Here is a 15228-nt window from a genome sequence, read left to right on the forward strand (position 1 = left end):
TAAAGGGGAGCTATAAAAATGACACAGCAATATATTCTGGCAATTGATCAAGGAACAACAAGCACACGGGTCATCTTATTTGACCAAGCAGGGAATATGGTCCACACGGTTCAACGTGAATTTACGCAACATTTTCCACACCCTGGCTGGGTAGAGCATGATGCCAATGAAATTTGGGGTTCAACGCTTGCCGTGATGGCAGGACTTTTCACGGAAACAGACATTTCTCCTAAGCAAATTGCAGCTATTGGCATTACAAATCAGCGTGAGACAACGGTGGTTTGGGACAAAAAAACAGGTAAACCCATTTATCATGCGCTCGTTTGGCAATCGAGACAGACGCAACACATTTGTGATGAACTTAGAGCAGCAGGACACAATGAGACGTTCAGACAAAAAACAGGGTTGTTGCTTGATCCGTATTTCTCTGGAACAAAGGTAACGTGGATTCTCGATCATGTGGATGGCGCGCGGGAACGAGCAGAAAATGGGGAGTTGTTATTTGGTACAATTGACTCATGGCTTATTTGGAAGTTAAGTGGTGGTGCAGCTCATGTGACCGATTACACAAATGCGTCGCGTACATTAATGTTTAACATTCATGAATTGAAGTGGGATGATGAGTTGCTATCATTGTTGGATGTACCAAAAGCGATGCTACCTGAAGTGAAATCATCTTCTGAAGTGTATGCGCACACTATTGACTACCATTTCTTTGGACAAAAAGTCCCGATTGCTGGTGTTGCTGGAGACCAGCAGGCGGCGTTGTTTGGCCAAGCGTGTTTTGAAAAAGGAATGGTGAAGAACACATATGGCACGGGCTGTTTTATGTTAATGAATACAGGAGAAGAAGCAGTCATCTCGGAAAAAGGCTTGCTTACGACCATTGCGTGGGGGCTAGATGGAAAAGTAGAGTACGCACTAGAGGGCAGCGTATTTGTCGCAGGTTCAGCAATCCAGTGGTTGCGTGATGGACTACGCATGTTCAAAGATGCAAAGGAAAGTGAAGTGTATGCGACACGCGTGACATCAGCCGATGGTGTGTATGTTGTGCCAGCATTTGTCGGTCTGGGGACACCTTATTGGGACAGTGAAGCACGTGGTGCTATGTTTGGTTTGACTCGGGGGACATCAAAAGAACATATGATTCGTGCAACATTGGAGTCACTTGCTTATCAGACGAAAGATGTGATGGAAGCAATGGGGGCAGATTCAGGTATTACGCCGAAAAAGTTGCGCGCAGATGGCGGGGCAGTAAGTAACGACTTCTTGATGCAATTCCAAAGTGATGTACTCGATGCACCAGTTGAACTCCCAACCGTAAAAGAAACGACAGCGCTTGGTGCTGCGTATTTAGCTGGTTTGGCGGTCGGTGTGTGGAAAGATAAAGAAGAAATTGCGAATAAATGGAAGTTAGAGCGAGCTTTTGAAGCAGAAATGGATGAAGAAACGCGTCATGATCTTTATACAGGTTGGCAGAAGGCGGTTGAAGCTACGATGACGTTTAAACCAAAGTCTTAAGTAAAACCTTTACAACAGTTGAAGATACCGTTATACTAAACGTAAGTTAATGAGATGGTCTTGAGTATATGAGGGGATCACAGTAATCAAGAGGCGGGAGACGTCTTATTTGATGATGCTGTGGTCCCTTTTTGCATGATTGGATATGCTAGGAAAGAACGGGATAAATAGAGCTGGAGGATGAGGGATGACGTTTTCTTATAAGGGTAGACAAGGCGCGTTAGAACAGATGGAAAAGGAACAACTGGATTTGCTCGTAATTGGTGGTGGCATTACTGGTGTAGGCATTGCGCTTGATGCAACGACGAGAGGGATTTCAACTGGGCTGTTGGAAATGCAAGACTTTGCAGCAGGGACGTCGAGTCGTTCAACGAAACTTATTCATGGTGGCTTGCGTTATTTAAAGCAATTTGAAGTGAAGCTTGTTGCAGAGGTTGGAAAAGAGCGGGCTGTGGTATATGAAAATGCACCACATGTGACGACACCCGTGCGAATGATGCTGCCTTTTTATCAAGGAGGGACATTTAACGCATTGACGACGTCGGTTGGTTTGGCTGTGTATGATCGGTTAGCCGGGGTAAAGAAATCAGAGCGGAGAACGATGTTGAAAGCGAAAGCAGCAGGAGCACAAGAGTCATTGTTGCGACAGGAAGGATTAAAAGGAGCGGGGATGTATGTCGAGTATCGGACCGATGATGCGCGCTTAACGTTAGAAGTAGCAAAGACGGCTGCTGATCGTGGTGCTAAATTAGCGAACTATGTAGAAGTCACATCATTTTTGTATGAGGAATCGCGTCTTGTTGGTGTTGTTGCCACAGATCGGATCAAGAAAAAACAAATGCACATTTACGCAAAGAAAATTGTCAATGCAACAGGACCGTGGGTCGATCGTTTACGAGAATGGGACCATTCGAAAAAAGACAAAACGATTCACTTAACAAAAGGTGTACATCTTGTGTTTTCCAGACGTCATTTCCCGTTGAATCAGGCGCTGTACTTTGATACACCTTTTCAAGATGGACGGATGATGTTTGCAATTCCACGTGGAGAGAAAGTGTATATTGGCACAACGGATACGAACTATGATGGCGATCAACAAGAGCCGGGTGTCACAAAAGAAGATGTTGATTATATTTTGCGGGCAACAAATGGGATGTTTCCAGGTCAGCAACTTACCATTGCTCATATTGAATCGAGCTGGGCTGGTTTACGACCGCTTATTCATGAAGAAGGAAAAGACCCATCCGATATTTCTCGCAAAGATGAGATTTTCCATTCGAAAAGTGGACTGATGACAATCGCAGGTGGGAAATTAACAGGATACCGCAAAATGGCAGATACAATTGTAACGATCGTTGCTGATGCGTTATCAAAAGAAACAGGTCACTCTTATGGTCCATGTCAAACGAAATCGTTGGCATTATCAGGAGGAGAAGTTGGTGGTGCCGATGCTTTTAACACGTTTAAAGAAAAACAAATCGCCCTAGGGAAGACACATGGTTTAGACGAAAAAACAGCACGTACTCTCGTAGAACGCTATGGATCGAATGTACCCGCTGTGTATGCATATTTGAATGAAAAGGAAAGGGAATTATACGGACTTGATAAACAAGTGTGGGCTGCACTACGTTATGCAATTGCGCATGAGTTGGCTTTAACACCAGTCGACTTTTTGTTGCGAAGAACAGCTTATATGCTATTTGATATTGGCATGGCACGCACATGTAAAGCTGGTGTTGTCAAGGCAATGAGCGTAATGCTTCATTGGACGGCAGAAGAGCAGAAGCATTACGAAAAGGAACTGGATGCCAAGTGGCAGTTGTTGACACTAGAGCAGATAAGGTAGGGATGAGACATGTTTAAGGGTCAATCTGTCTTGCCTGCAGTAAAAGGGATGAAAGAATTTGAACGCGTACTTTCGACATCACATCATTATTTTGTTGTCCTTGAGATTCATTTATCAAACATTGCAGCGATGAAAAAGAAGGCGCGTCACTCAGAGAAGAAGATGATCCTCCACGCAGACTTGATTCAAGGCTTGAAAGGTGACCGTGCGGCAGCAGAGTTTTTATGCCAAGTCATTAAACCAGCAGGTCTCATATCTACGCGAGGAGATGTCTTGCGAGTGGCAAAAAAGAATGGTGTCCTGGCAATTCAACGTGTGTTTTTACTGGACACATTAGCGATTGAAACGAGTAATCAACTTGCAAAAACGATCAAACCAGATGTCATTGAGCTTTTGCCAGGTGTCATTCCGCCATATATTACACGTGTAAAGGATAAAATCGGTAAGCCTGTAATCGCTGGAGGACTGATTGAAACAAGTGATGACGTGCAAGCCGCCTTAAAAGCAGGCGCAGAAGCGGTGACAACGTCGAAAAGTGAGCTTTGGTAAGAGAAGGAATCCTTTCACTCCAACGCAAGGGTTCTTTTTTCTTTTATAGAAAAAGATGTAAAAAAGAGCTATACTAGGAAAGGGTTTGTGAGGTTATGATAACTAAAGATGTAATGGAGGGATGAGTTTGGAGACGATGGATCGTATGACCATACAAATGGAGAAGGTTGTAGGACAAATCAATGATTTTATTACACCAATATTGGTCACTGTACTTATCGCAGTTGGTTTATACTTAACGTGGCGGACGAAGTTTGTTCAACTGCGTTTGTTTCCGCAAATGTTTACAGCGTTAAGAGAAGGTAGCACACGTAAAGGAGAGGTCTCTGCTTTTCAAGCATTTTGCATTAGTGCTGCATCTCGCGTTGGTGCCGCGAATATTGGTGGGGTTGCTGTCGCGATTGTCGTCGGTGGACCGGGTGCGATTTTTTGGATGTGGGTCGTTGCTTTTATCGGGATGGCGACGGGATTTGTAGAAAGTATGCTAGCACAAGTATATAAAGTCCGTCAAGATGGCCAATTTCGAGGCGGTCCTGCTTACTACATTGAGCGAGCGTTAGGAAAGCGCTGGTTAGGTGTCATTTTTGCAGTGCTTGTGTCATTGACATTTGGTTTTGTGTTTAACTCTTTTCAGTCAAATACAATTGCGCATGCACTAGATGAAGCATTTGCTTTTGATCCGTTGGCAGTAGGCGTTGTCATCGCGATTGCAACAGGCATTATTATTTTTGGTGGTGTGCGCTGGATTTCAACGGTTTCATCAATCATCGTCCCAGTCATGGCGACACTTTATTTGCTCATTGTTGCTTATGTACTTGCGATCAACGTAACAGCCATACCGGAGATGTTTATGTTAATTGTTGGTGATGCGTTTGGCTTGCGGGAAGCAGGGGTCGGCATTGCGACAGGTTTACTCGTCGGTGCAAAACGCGGACTGTTTTCGAATGAAGCGGGGATGGGGAGTGTGCCGAATGCAGCAGCGGCAGCAGACGTTTCTCACCCGGTTAAACAAGGGTTGGTGCAGTCACTAGGCGTATTTTTTGACACAATGATGATTTGCTCTGCGACCGCATTTATCATTTTGCTGACGGATGTGTATCAAACAACGAACTTAGAAAGTGTTGCACTAACGCAAGCCTCACTCAGTCACTTTGTCGGTGATTGGGCGACAGTCTTTATTGCAATTGCGATCTTCTTTTTCGCTTTCTCCTCCATCATCGGGAATTATTACTACGGTGAGACGAACCTAGCGTTTATGACGAAGAGTAAAATCATGTTGCTCATTTATCGTTTTTGTGTCGTGATCATGATCGTACTTGGTTCTGTCATGGGATTAAACCTTGTATGGAGTATGGCTGACATCTTTATGGCATTTACAGCGATCGTCAACTTAGTGGCGTTGTTGCTTCTCGCCCAAGTTGCTGTTTCGGTACTTAATGATTATCAGAAACAAAAAAAGCAAGGTGTGCGTCCTGTTTTTCGGTCAAAACAAGTACCTGAAGTAAAGCGAACGGATTGTTGGGAAGAGTAATGTTTAAGGAGGGTACTTCTTCGGGGGTACGCTCTTTTTTTTGTTTGAGCACTTGAGAGCGTCAGTCTTTTTCGCTACTAACAATCGATTTCTCTGTTCTTTCTCCCCCGCTTGTCTCATAAATTGATGAAGAGGACAAAGGGGAGATGGGCGTGCGGACATTTTTTCGAGGGGTGCTGTTGTTAAGTGGTGCCGCTTTTGTCGGTGAGTGTTTAGAGTTTTTCATTAATGTTATATTAGCGCGCGAGCTAGGTGATGAAGCGTTTGGTTTATATATGGCGATTTTGCCGACGATGTTGTTTGTCGTTGTTTTAGCGAGTATGGAACTACCTGTCTCCATTTCAAAGTTGGTAGCGGAAAGAGAAACGGTCTATCATTGGAAAATATTAATGAGTGCTCTACAACTCGCATTCATCTGTGCGGCTGTCGTAATGGCACTTGCCTTGCTTGTATTGCCGCACTTGTCTGTGCTTGATGCATATCATGACGGCGTGCGGTGGTTGTTATTGTTGCTCGTACCAGTTGTGACGTTTTCTTCGGTTGCGAGAGGCTATTTAATTGGTGCACGTCATACGGCTAAAATTGCGATTGCCAATATCATTCGTCGCGCTGCACAATTAGGGAGTTTGTTACTCGTTTTTCAGCTGTTCTCTTTTGATAGTACGGTGGCGATTTTCATGGCGCTGTTAGCCCTAAAATTAAGTGAAGTGCTCGTGCTTATTTACTTGCTCGTTGTATTTATAAATAAAATAAGAGAGACGAAAGCAACTAAAGAAGTGAAACCCGTTTCGGCCTGGGAAGTGCGGCAAAAGTTGTTAGCAGTGTCGATTCCAACAACAGGCTTACGTATTTTTCATTCTGCGACGTTTGCAATCAAGCCGTTTTTTATTACGAAAACACTGGTTATGGCGGGGATGTTGGAGAGTGCGGCGCTTGTGCAATACGGCAAGTTGTCGGGGATTGCTTTTACAATCGGTTTCTTTCCCTCTTTTATTGCGCATGCATTGCTTGTTGTCCTCATTCCGATTGTTTCTGATGGCTACGCGAAAAGAGACTTTCCGCTTTTACACCGGTATTTGCGGATATCACTACTTGTCACGGTCGTTTACGGGACACCGGTAGTGCTCATGTTTTATTTCTTTGCGGAACCAATCACGAATTTGTTTTTTGCGCCATCAGAGGCAGCCTCGTATTTAAAGATCCTGATACCTTACTTTTTGTTTCATTATTTTGCGACGCCATTGCAAGCGTATTTAATTGGTATAGGTCTAGTGAAAGATGCATTTTTACATTCGTTATACGCAACAACTGTTGCCTTTTGCGTGATGCTGGGACTTGGATCCATGCCAAGTTTGCAAATGGATGGCATTATTTTAGGGATGAATGTTGGCGCGGTATTGTTGACGTTGCTTCATTATATAACGATTTGTAAGCGGCTATCGTTGAATGCGTGGTTAGGAGAGAGAACGATCTATAATTAATAATGTGCTAGATAAAAAGGCATCCAAAGGGGTGTTTTTTTATTTGTGTAGCGTGTGCAGTATTTGGTGAATGAAGGAGCGAGCATTGTGAAAGCCTAAGTCAGACAAGCTTTTAATATAGAGGGAATAAAAGGTAATGAACAGGAACAGTTGACAAATTTGTATATACAAGATAAGATTAAATCGTTATTATTTGTATATACAAGTTATAGATTGAACGATGAAAACGCTCACAGAGGAGGAAAAATGATGTCAAAGTATCGTCAAGCCGCTGAGCAAATTTTGGTTGCGATTGGTGGCGTGGAAAATATCTCATCCGCGACGCACTGTGTGACACGCTTACGTCTTGTACTTCACGATGAGAACGTAGTTGACACAAAAGCGCTTGAAGCAGTGCCAGAAGTGAAAGGAGCATTTGCGACGAGTGGTCAGTTTCAAGTCATTTTAGGGAATGGCATTGTCGAGAAAGTGTATCAAGAATTGATGGCGCTCACAGGACGGTCGGAACAGTCAAAAGAAGAAGTGAAGGAAGAAGCTGCGAAAAAAGGCAACCCATTGCAGCGCGCGATTAAAGTGCTAGCAGATGTATTTATCCCGATTTTACCAGCGATCGTGACAGCGGGTTTGTTAATGGGGTTAAATAATGTCTTAACTGGTGGCGGGATTTTCTTTGCAGAAGGTTCGATCATTGATCATTATCCGCAATGGGCTGACTTTGCCGATATTATTCATGTCATTGCCAATACTGCCTTTACCTTTTTGCCAGCGTTAATTGGTTGGTCGGCAGTGAAGCGGTTTGGTGGGAATCCACTGCTTGGGATTGTGATCGGATTGATTCTCGTTCATCCGGCATTATTAAATGCATGGGATTACGGGAAAGCGCAAGCAGCTGGTGAGATTCCGACGTGGAATTTGTTTGGTTTTGAAATTAACAAACTTGGCTATCAAGGACAAGTTTTACCAGTGTTTGTTGCATCAATCATTTTGGCTAAGCTCGAAGTTTTCTTAAAGAAACGGATTCCAGATGCAATTCATTTGTTGACAGTTGCCCCAGTTGCATTATTGGTAACCAGTTTTTTAACATTTGCTTTCATCGGCCCTGCGACGTTTGCAATTGGAAATGGCATTGCCGATGGATTCATTTGGTTGTTTGATACGATTCCGTGGGTTGCGGGTTTCTTATACGGGATCATTTATGGTCCACTCGTGATTACCGGCATGCACCATACATTTTTAGCGATTGATTTACAGTTAACAGCAGGGACTACATCGGGAGGTACATTCCTCTGGCCAATTTTAGCGTTATCAAATATTGCCCAAGGATCAGCAGCGTTTGCAATGTATTTCTTAGTGCGAAATGCGAACTTAAAAGGGTTGTCAACAACAGCCGGCTTATCGGCATGGCTCGGGATTACAGAACCGGCGTTGTTCGGGGTGAACTTACGCTTCCGTTTCCCGTTTTTCATGGCAATTGTTAGTGCCGGGTTTGCCGGGATGTTCATTACAATGTTTGGGGTGTTGGCCAATTCCGTTGGGGTTGGTGGTGTGCCAGGGATTGTGTCGATCCGCCCAGGTGATTGGTTCCCATTCTTTATTGGCATGTTAATTGTTATTATCGTCCCATTCTTGCTGACAGTGCTTTACGGGAAGGTGCTTAAACCGAAGAGCTTGCAGGAGTAGATGATTTTTAAGACCAGGATTGAGGAGGAAAAGGAGGATGACCAATGTGTCGCCCTCCTGTTTCCAATTGGAAAGGATGAAAGTTGACATGAACGAGTGGTGGAGAAAGAGTACGGTTTATCAAATTTACCCTAAGAGCTTTAATGACACGACAGGCAATGGTGTCGGTGACTTGCAAGGGATTATTGAAAAGCTTGATTACTTAAAAGAACTCGGTATTGACGTCATTTGGCTCACACCAGTGTATACGTCCCCGCAAAAAGATAATGGTTATGATATTGCCGATTACTATGACATTCACGAAGAGTATGGGACGATGGCTGATTTTGAGCAGCTGCTCGGAGAAACACATGCCCGTGGGATGAAATTGATTATGGATTTGGTTGTCAATCATACATCGACGGATCACGAGTGGTTTCAAAACGCGAAGACGGGTAAAGACGCGCGCTACCGTGACTTCTATATATGGAAAGAAGCGCGTGGAGATGGTCCACCAACGAATTGGCAGTCTAAGTTTGGTGGTAGTGCCTGGGCATATAATGAAGCGACGAATGACTATTATTTACATTTATTTGACGTGTCGCAAGCGGATTTAAACTGGGAAAATGAAGACGTCCGCCGTCACGTATACGATATGATGGATTTTTGGTTTGACAAAGGCATTGATGGATTTCGTTTAGATGTCATCAATTTAATCTCAAAAGACCAGCGCTTTCCAAATGATGATGGCTCTGTCGCCCCTGGGGATGGGCGGAAGTTTTATACAGACGGTCCCCGTGTGCACGAGTTTTTGCATGAAATGAATCAGGAAGTGTTGACGAAATACGATAGCATGACGGTTGGAGAAATGTCATCAACAACGATCGAAGACTGCATTTTGTATACGCGTCCGGATCGACAAGAGCTGTCAATGACGTTCAATTTCCATCACTTGAAAGTGGACTATCCAAACGGTGAGAAATGGACGGTGGCAGATTTTGATTTTCGGCAGCTAAAGGAAATTTTATCTGAATGGCAAGTGCGGATGCACGCGGGTGGTGGTTGGAATGCGCTCTTTTGGTGTAATCACGATCAACCGCGTGTCGTGAGTCGATACGGAAATGATATGACGTACCATAAACAATCGGCTAAAATGCTTGCTGCGACGATGCACATGATGCAAGGGACACCGTACATTTATCAAGGTGAAGAGTTTGGGATGACGAACCCGCATTTTGAAGACATTTCCTTGTATCGTGATGTCGAGACATTAAATATATATGAGCAGTTGAAGCGAGACGGTGTTGCCGAGGCAGAGATCCTGGCGATTTTAAAGCAAAAATCTCGTGATAATTCTCGGACGCCGGTGCAGTGGAATGCCGAGCGCCATGCTGGTTTTACAACAGGCACACCGTGGATTGATGTGAGTCGTAACTATGCGGAAATCAATGCTGAACGAGCACTTCAGGATCCGGATTCGATCTTTTATTTCTATCAAAAGTTGATTGCGCTCAGGAAGCAATATGACGTGATCACAACCGGCGATTATGAGCTACTTTCTCTTGATCATCCACACGTGTTTGCGTACACGCGCCGAGCCGAGAATGAGCTGCTCCTCGTTGTGTCCAATTTCTATGGGGAGAAAACGGATTTCATTTGTCCATCACATATGGTATCGTTAAAGGAAACTTTGCTCATTAGCAATTATGATAAGCCATGTGGACTAAAAGAAACAGTTTCGCTTAGGCCATATGAAACGGTTGTATTTCATTTAATAAAGTAGGCGATTGGACGTGAAAAGTAAATTTCGGTTTGTATATCAACAGTTAGCTGATGAGATACGGACCAGTCGATATGAGCCGGGCAGTTTACTGCCATCTGAGCATGAGCTGACAGACCGGTTTCAAGTGTCGCGTGAAACGATTCGGAAAGCATTAAAGCTCCTTTCTGAACACGGCTATATTCAGAAAGTACAAGGGAAAGGCTCCGTTGTGTTGGATTTTGCTCGCCTTGAGTTTCCCTTTTCAGGTGTGATGAGTTTTCAAGAGTTGAATGAGAAGCTCGCGCTCAGTGCATTGACAGACGTGATTCGCTTTGAACAGCAGCCAGCCTCGTCTACAGCGGCAACGCGTCTAGATTTAACAGAAGGCGACCCTGTTTGGGCGGTGGAGCGGGTGCGTACGATTGAAGGCGAGCGGGTCATTTTAGATCAGGAGTTATTTTCGGTTGCGGTGATCCCGAAGTTGACACGAGAGATTTGCGAGAAGAGCATTTATGCGTATATTGAAGGGACACTCGGACTTACGATTAGTTTTGCCAAGAAAGAGATCGTCGTTGAAGAAGCGACGCCGACAGATCAAGCCCATTTAGATTTGCACGGCGCAACACACGTCGTTGTCGTGCGTAGTTATACGTACTTAGACGACGCGACCCTGTTCCAATATACAGCATCACGTCACCGGCCGGACAAGTTTCGCTTTGTCGATTTTGCCCGGCGTGTGCTACAGTAGAGGTAGGTTTTCCTACCTCTTAATTTTTTACTTTCAAAAACGAAGGGTGATCGTGATGGAAGCGGCAGCGCGGACATTTATTACACAATATTATGATGAACTGAATCGACCCGAGGAAGAAAAAAGGCAACGTTTAGAAGAAGTGTTGGCTCAGATTCGCGCGACAGGAACGTACACACATACATATGATGAACTTGTTTTTGGGGCAAAAGTAGCTTGGCGCAATAGTAATCGTTGTATTGGGCGCTTATTTTGGGAGCGACTGCATGTACATGACGCCCGTCATTTAAACCGGATGGAAGATGTTGTTCAAGGGTTATATGATCACATTGCTTATGCGACGAATGGTGGGAAGGTGATCCCAACGATTACGGTTTTTCAGCAAGGGTCACGGATGCGTATTTGGAATCATCAACTTGTGCGCTATGCCGGATATGAGCGGAATGGACAAGTCATCGGGGATCCGGCGTCGCTCGCATTGACGCGTATTTGCGAACAACTTGGTTGGCGTGGGGCAGGTACGCCGTTTGATGTGTTACCCCTTGTTGTGTCCATTGACGACAGCAAGCCGCAATGGTTCCCCATCCCTGCTGAGATCGTACAAGAAGTGTCCATCACTCATCCAACGCTGCCAGCATTTGCGACGCTCAATTTACAATGGTATGCGGTGCCGATTATTTCTGATATGAGATTAGAAATTGGTGGGATTTCCTACTTTGCAGCGCCATTTAATGGTTGGTACATGGGAACTGAAATTGGTGCCCGCAATTTAGCCGATGATTTCCGTTATAATTGTTTGCCGCATATTGCGCATCTCTTAGGATTGAATATGGCACACGAGTCAACGTTATGGCGTGATGAGGCACTTGTTGAGTTAAACCGCGCGGTGCTTTATTCGTATCAAAAAGCAGGTGTCAGCATTGTTGATCACCATACCGCGGCGAAACAGTTTGAACAATTTTGCAAGCGAGAGCACAGACAAAGTCGTGAAGTAACAGGTGACTGGACATGGCTCATCCCGCCCCTTTCGCCGGCGCAAACGGATATTTTTCATCAAGAATATCGCAATGAGGTGAAGACACCGAACTTCTTTTATGAGCAGGCGCCGTATGGGTGAGCGGCTCTTTTTTTGTTGAAACCAAATTTAAGTATAAACGTACATGTAAGTTAGATAGCGCTTGAAAGGGGAGAGATGTGATGACGGCACAATGGATCACAAACGTCAATGTATTAAATGTACGGACAGGACAGTATGACTTGTACAATGTGAAAATTGACGCAGGTCGTTTTGCGGCGTTACAAACGGCACCACCATCCGAAGATGCAGGTGTATTTTTAGATGGAAAAGGTTATTTTATGTTACCTGGACTGATTGATAGCCATTGCCACATCATGCCGAGTTACGCACCTTTATTTACAGCGGCGGGTGTGACGACTGTGCGGAACACAGCCGGTAGTTTCTTTTTGTTGTCATCGCTATTAGAAGCAGAGGAAACCGCACCGTCCCCACGGTTATACACGACTGACCGGTTGATTGACGGTGTGCCAGGTTTGTGGGGAGAAACAAGCATTGGCACGCTGTCGACGGAAGACGAAGCTTTAGCAGTACGAGAAGTACGGCGTCAAGCGTCACTTGGGGCGCGGTTTATTAAAGTATATGGACGCTTGAAAAAAGAAGTGATGGCGGCGGTGGTGCGTGAGGCACAAGCGTGTGGGCTAGATGTGAGCGCTGATATTATGGTGTCGACAGAAGTAGATGCGCGGTCAGCGGCAGGTATGGGTGTGAAGTTTTTAGAACATAATTCTGGCATGATGCAAGCGTTGTTTCCCGACTGGCGTTATCTCGGGGATGCGCATCAATATGAGCGTGTACGTCAGTGTGATATGCCGTGGGCTAAGATAGAGGCACTATGTGAGCACTTGTTATCACGTAATGTCGTGCTTGTGCCGACGACTGTGTTGTTTGATCAGATGGCACGCAAAGAGGATCATTGGCAGCCAAGTCGTGTTGAGGACTCATGCTTTGCTAGTTTCCAAGAACAGTGGCATCAAACAGCAAGTCATGTTGAACCTAGTAAATATCAACTCATCACTGAATATACAAAGGCTTTCACCGAAACGTATGTCCGCCTTGGGGGCACGATCCTTGCCGGGACAGATGCACCAATCGTCTATATTCATCCAGGATATGCCCTTCATCGTGAATTGGCATTGCTTGCCGAAAGTGGGTTAAGTCCACTTGCGGCACTACAATCTGCAACGATTGTGCCGGCTCAAGTACTTGGAGAGACGGAAATTGGTGCAATTGAAGTAGGCAAGAAAGCAGACTTTATATTACTACGGGAAGATCCACTAGAAAATATCACTGCAATTGACACGATTGAGAAAGTCGCCAAATCAGGGAAATTGTATGATCCTCAGGAGTTACAAGAAGTGGCTAAAGCAAAAGAAAATCAAGTGACAGAAGCGTGGTACCATGAGCGAATTCAGGAATTTGAAGCATATATGAAAGCATACGAGCAGTCATGTGAGTGAGAGGGGAACAGCGTGAAGGAAATAGATAAGAGCATACAGCACGGGAGCACCGTAGAGGACAAACATTTAGAAGAGGCGCTTGCGCGAATTGGTGATACTGACCCGAGTGTACGTGATAATGTCATTTACCCGCAATTTCAGCAATGGTTGTCGGCAGGCGCGCTTTCGTCAGTGCAAGTTGCGCGTGTACTGGCTCAATGTGTGTTAAATCTTCAGCATGGGATTGGCGAAGTTAATACGGATACAGTGTTTACCCGGTCTTTTTCGGTACTTGTCGCTGCGGAAGCTGTCAATGGACCGGTGGCGATTGAACGCACGTTGTATGAGCGTACGATCGCCTCTTGCCATCATTATTTAGAACACGAAAAAGATGTGCGTGGCTATGTAGAGGGAAAAGGTTGGGCCCATGCGATTGCCCACGGCGCAGATTTATTAGCCGCGCTTGTTTGTCACCCTTACTATGAGCGGGCGCATATTGAACGGACACTTGTAAGTAGTTACATGCCGTTGTTCCATGCACATGTGTTCATTGACGACGAAAGTGAGCGGCTCGTACAACCAATCGTTTGCTTGCAAAAGAAGTTTGATGCGGATATGATCATACCATTTGTGCAAACAGGGCTAGTAAGTATGCAAGAAAGGCTGGTGGCTTTACAGCAAGATTATAAAAGAAAGCCAAACTTATCATTCTTTTATGGTCGCACAAATGTTGTTTCATATGTCATGTTTCTCTATTTTTCTGTAGAGGACCGCAAGGTGAGAGACATGCTTGAGCAAGCGGTGCGTCAGTTTCGGGGGTTGTAGGTGTGGATAGGATCATTTTGCTTTACTGCTCCAAACGAAAGAGACTCTTTTGGGGCAGTAAAGCACTGGTACTTCAATAATGATAACGCTTTCTAAAGTGGGTCGTGCTGTGCTATACTCGTAGTGAAGTAACATGAAGGGTCTTTAAGGGTGGACGCCACTTCCTCTGAGAGGAGGTGTTGCGGGATGACGACATTTCAAGCGCTCGTGCTCATGATTGCATTTGGCGGGTTGATTGTATCGATCATCGGGCTATCGCAAAAGCAAGATGGCGATAAAACCAAGAAATAACCACCCTTAAGCGTTCCAGGCAGTAGGGTGGCAGGTTGTCACTATACGAACGGGCGTCCCTCTTAAAGGGAACCCTGTTATTTCAGGCCATAGATGCGGTTGGGCATCTGTGGTCTTTTATATAATATGCAATTAATTACTTTGAGTATACATGTTCTATGTGATACACGTCAACCCTGCCTTAAAAATGTATGTGTCAAGAATTTCTCGAGCGCCTTAAAAGACCAATGATTTCACCACTCTACAATTGTGCACTGATAATTGCCGTATATTATTTCGAAATTTAGCTCCGTGAGGCTTGGCTGTGGGCAAGGGTCGGGTTGTATTTTTGAGAAAACCACTCAAAAATCTCCACCCTTCCCCCTTCCCCTCTGCCATTTTGCGTGTGACTAAAAACGCCACTGACCGAGCGATAGACCGATGACATTTCAAGTTATATGGCTCGGTCATTTAGTTAGTTTAACACGCAAAAACGCTCGTACACCCGTCCTTCATTTGTGC

The 15228-nt window shown here is 44.8% G+C and carries 12 protein-coding genes; all 12 read left to right on the forward strand.

Going from position 1 to position 15228, the window contains the following annotated elements; genetic code table 11:
* Nucleotides 1–18 precede the first annotated feature (18 nt).
* The 12 genes from glpK to BLT29_RS13545 all read left to right on the forward strand — a co-directional run bounded on the left by glpK (nucleotide 19) and on the right by BLT29_RS13545 (nucleotide 14727).
* Entirely contained in the window at nucleotides 19–1521 is a 1503-nt protein-coding gene (glpK, locus tag BLT29_RS03095; protein ID WP_090774847.1) for a glycerol kinase GlpK, read from the forward strand.
* 187 nt (nucleotides 1522–1708) lie between these two features.
* Nucleotides 1709–3367, forward strand: coding sequence for a glycerol-3-phosphate dehydrogenase/oxidase (locus tag BLT29_RS03100; RefSeq protein ID WP_090774848.1), 1659 nt, complete (start codon nucleotides 1709–1711; stop codon nucleotides 3365–3367).
* A gap of 9 nt (nucleotides 3368–3376) precedes the next feature.
* A complete protein-coding gene (locus tag BLT29_RS03105; protein ID WP_090774849.1) occupies nucleotides 3377–3916 on the forward strand; it encodes a glycerol-3-phosphate responsive antiterminator in 540 nt (179 codons plus the stop codon).
* Between the two features lie 136 nt (nucleotides 3917–4052).
* Nucleotides 4053–5447 (forward strand): alanine/glycine:cation symporter family protein, encoded by a 1395-nt coding sequence (locus BLT29_RS03110; protein ID WP_245701028.1) that lies wholly within the window; start codon nucleotides 4053–4055, stop codon nucleotides 5445–5447.
* Between the two features lie 152 nt (nucleotides 5448–5599).
* Nucleotides 5600–6928, forward strand: a complete 1329-nt coding sequence (locus BLT29_RS03115; RefSeq protein WP_090774850.1) for an oligosaccharide flippase family protein — start codon at nucleotides 5600–5602, stop codon at nucleotides 6926–6928.
* A gap of 249 nt (nucleotides 6929–7177) precedes the next feature.
* Nucleotides 7178–8608: a PTS system trehalose-specific EIIBC component gene (gene treP / locus BLT29_RS03120; protein WP_090774851.1), complete on the forward strand. Its 1431-nt coding sequence runs from the start codon at nucleotides 7178–7180 to the stop codon at nucleotides 8606–8608.
* Between the two features lie 88 nt (nucleotides 8609–8696).
* The gene (treC, locus tag BLT29_RS03125; protein WP_090774852.1) at nucleotides 8697–10370 is read left to right on the forward strand and encodes an alpha,alpha-phosphotrehalase; all 1674 of its coding nucleotides are present in this window, start codon (nucleotides 8697–8699) and stop codon (nucleotides 10368–10370) included.
* Between the two features lie 10 nt (nucleotides 10371–10380).
* On the forward strand, nucleotides 10381–11097 hold the full coding sequence (gene treR / locus BLT29_RS03130) for a trehalose operon repressor (protein ID WP_090774853.1): 717 nt from the start codon (nucleotides 10381–10383) through the stop codon (nucleotides 11095–11097).
* A gap of 55 nt (nucleotides 11098–11152) precedes the next feature.
* Entirely contained in the window at nucleotides 11153–12214 is a 1062-nt protein-coding gene (locus tag BLT29_RS03135) for a nitric oxide synthase oxygenase (RefSeq protein ID WP_090774854.1), read from the forward strand.
* Between the two features lie 80 nt (nucleotides 12215–12294).
* A complete protein-coding gene (locus tag BLT29_RS03140; RefSeq protein ID WP_090774855.1) occupies nucleotides 12295–13632 on the forward strand; it encodes an amidohydrolase family protein in 1338 nt (445 codons plus the stop codon).
* A 12-nt stretch (nucleotides 13633–13644) separates the two neighbouring features.
* The gene (locus BLT29_RS03145) at nucleotides 13645–14436 is read left to right on the forward strand and encodes a DUF2785 domain-containing protein (protein ID WP_090774856.1); all 792 of its coding nucleotides are present in this window, start codon (nucleotides 13645–13647) and stop codon (nucleotides 14434–14436) included.
* Nucleotides 14437–14622: 186 nt separating this feature from the next.
* The gene (locus tag BLT29_RS13545; protein WP_245701021.1) at nucleotides 14623–14727 is read left to right on the forward strand and encodes a putative holin-like toxin; all 105 of its coding nucleotides are present in this window, start codon (nucleotides 14623–14625) and stop codon (nucleotides 14725–14727) included.
* Nucleotides 14728–15228 lie beyond the last annotated feature (501 nt).

It is taken from the genome of Shouchella lonarensis (assembly GCF_900096965.1).
Classification (GTDB): domain Bacteria; phylum Bacillota; class Bacilli; order Bacillales; family Bacillaceae_D; genus Shouchella; species Shouchella lonarensis.

What these genes read in the sequence shown, in the direction of transcription:
- glpK (WP_090774847.1), top strand. Translation starts at nt 19, where the DNA reads ATGACACAGCAATATATTCTGGCAATTGATCAAGGAACAACAAGCACA.
- BLT29_RS03100 (WP_090774848.1), top strand. Translation starts at nt 1,709, where the DNA reads ATGACGTTTTCTTATAAGGGTAGACAAGGCGCGTTAGAACAGATGGAA.
- BLT29_RS03105 (WP_090774849.1), top strand. Translation starts at nt 3,377, where the DNA reads ATGTTTAAGGGTCAATCTGTCTTGCCTGCAGTAAAAGGGATGAAAGAA.
- BLT29_RS03110 (WP_245701028.1), top strand. Translation starts at nt 4,053, where the DNA reads ATGGATCGTATGACCATACAAATGGAGAAGGTTGTAGGACAAATCAAT.
- treP (WP_090774851.1), top strand. Translation starts at nt 7,178, where the DNA reads ATGTCAAAGTATCGTCAAGCCGCTGAGCAAATTTTGGTTGCGATTGGT.
- treC (WP_090774852.1), top strand. Translation starts at nt 8,697, where the DNA reads ATGAACGAGTGGTGGAGAAAGAGTACGGTTTATCAAATTTACCCTAAG.
- BLT29_RS03135 (WP_090774854.1), top strand. Translation starts at nt 11,153, where the DNA reads ATGGAAGCGGCAGCGCGGACATTTATTACACAATATTATGATGAACTG.
- BLT29_RS03140 (WP_090774855.1), top strand. Translation starts at nt 12,295, where the DNA reads ATGACGGCACAATGGATCACAAACGTCAATGTATTAAATGTACGGACA.
- BLT29_RS13545 (WP_245701021.1), top strand. Translation starts at nt 14,623, where the DNA reads ATGACGACATTTCAAGCGCTCGTGCTCATGATTGCATTTGGCGGGTTG.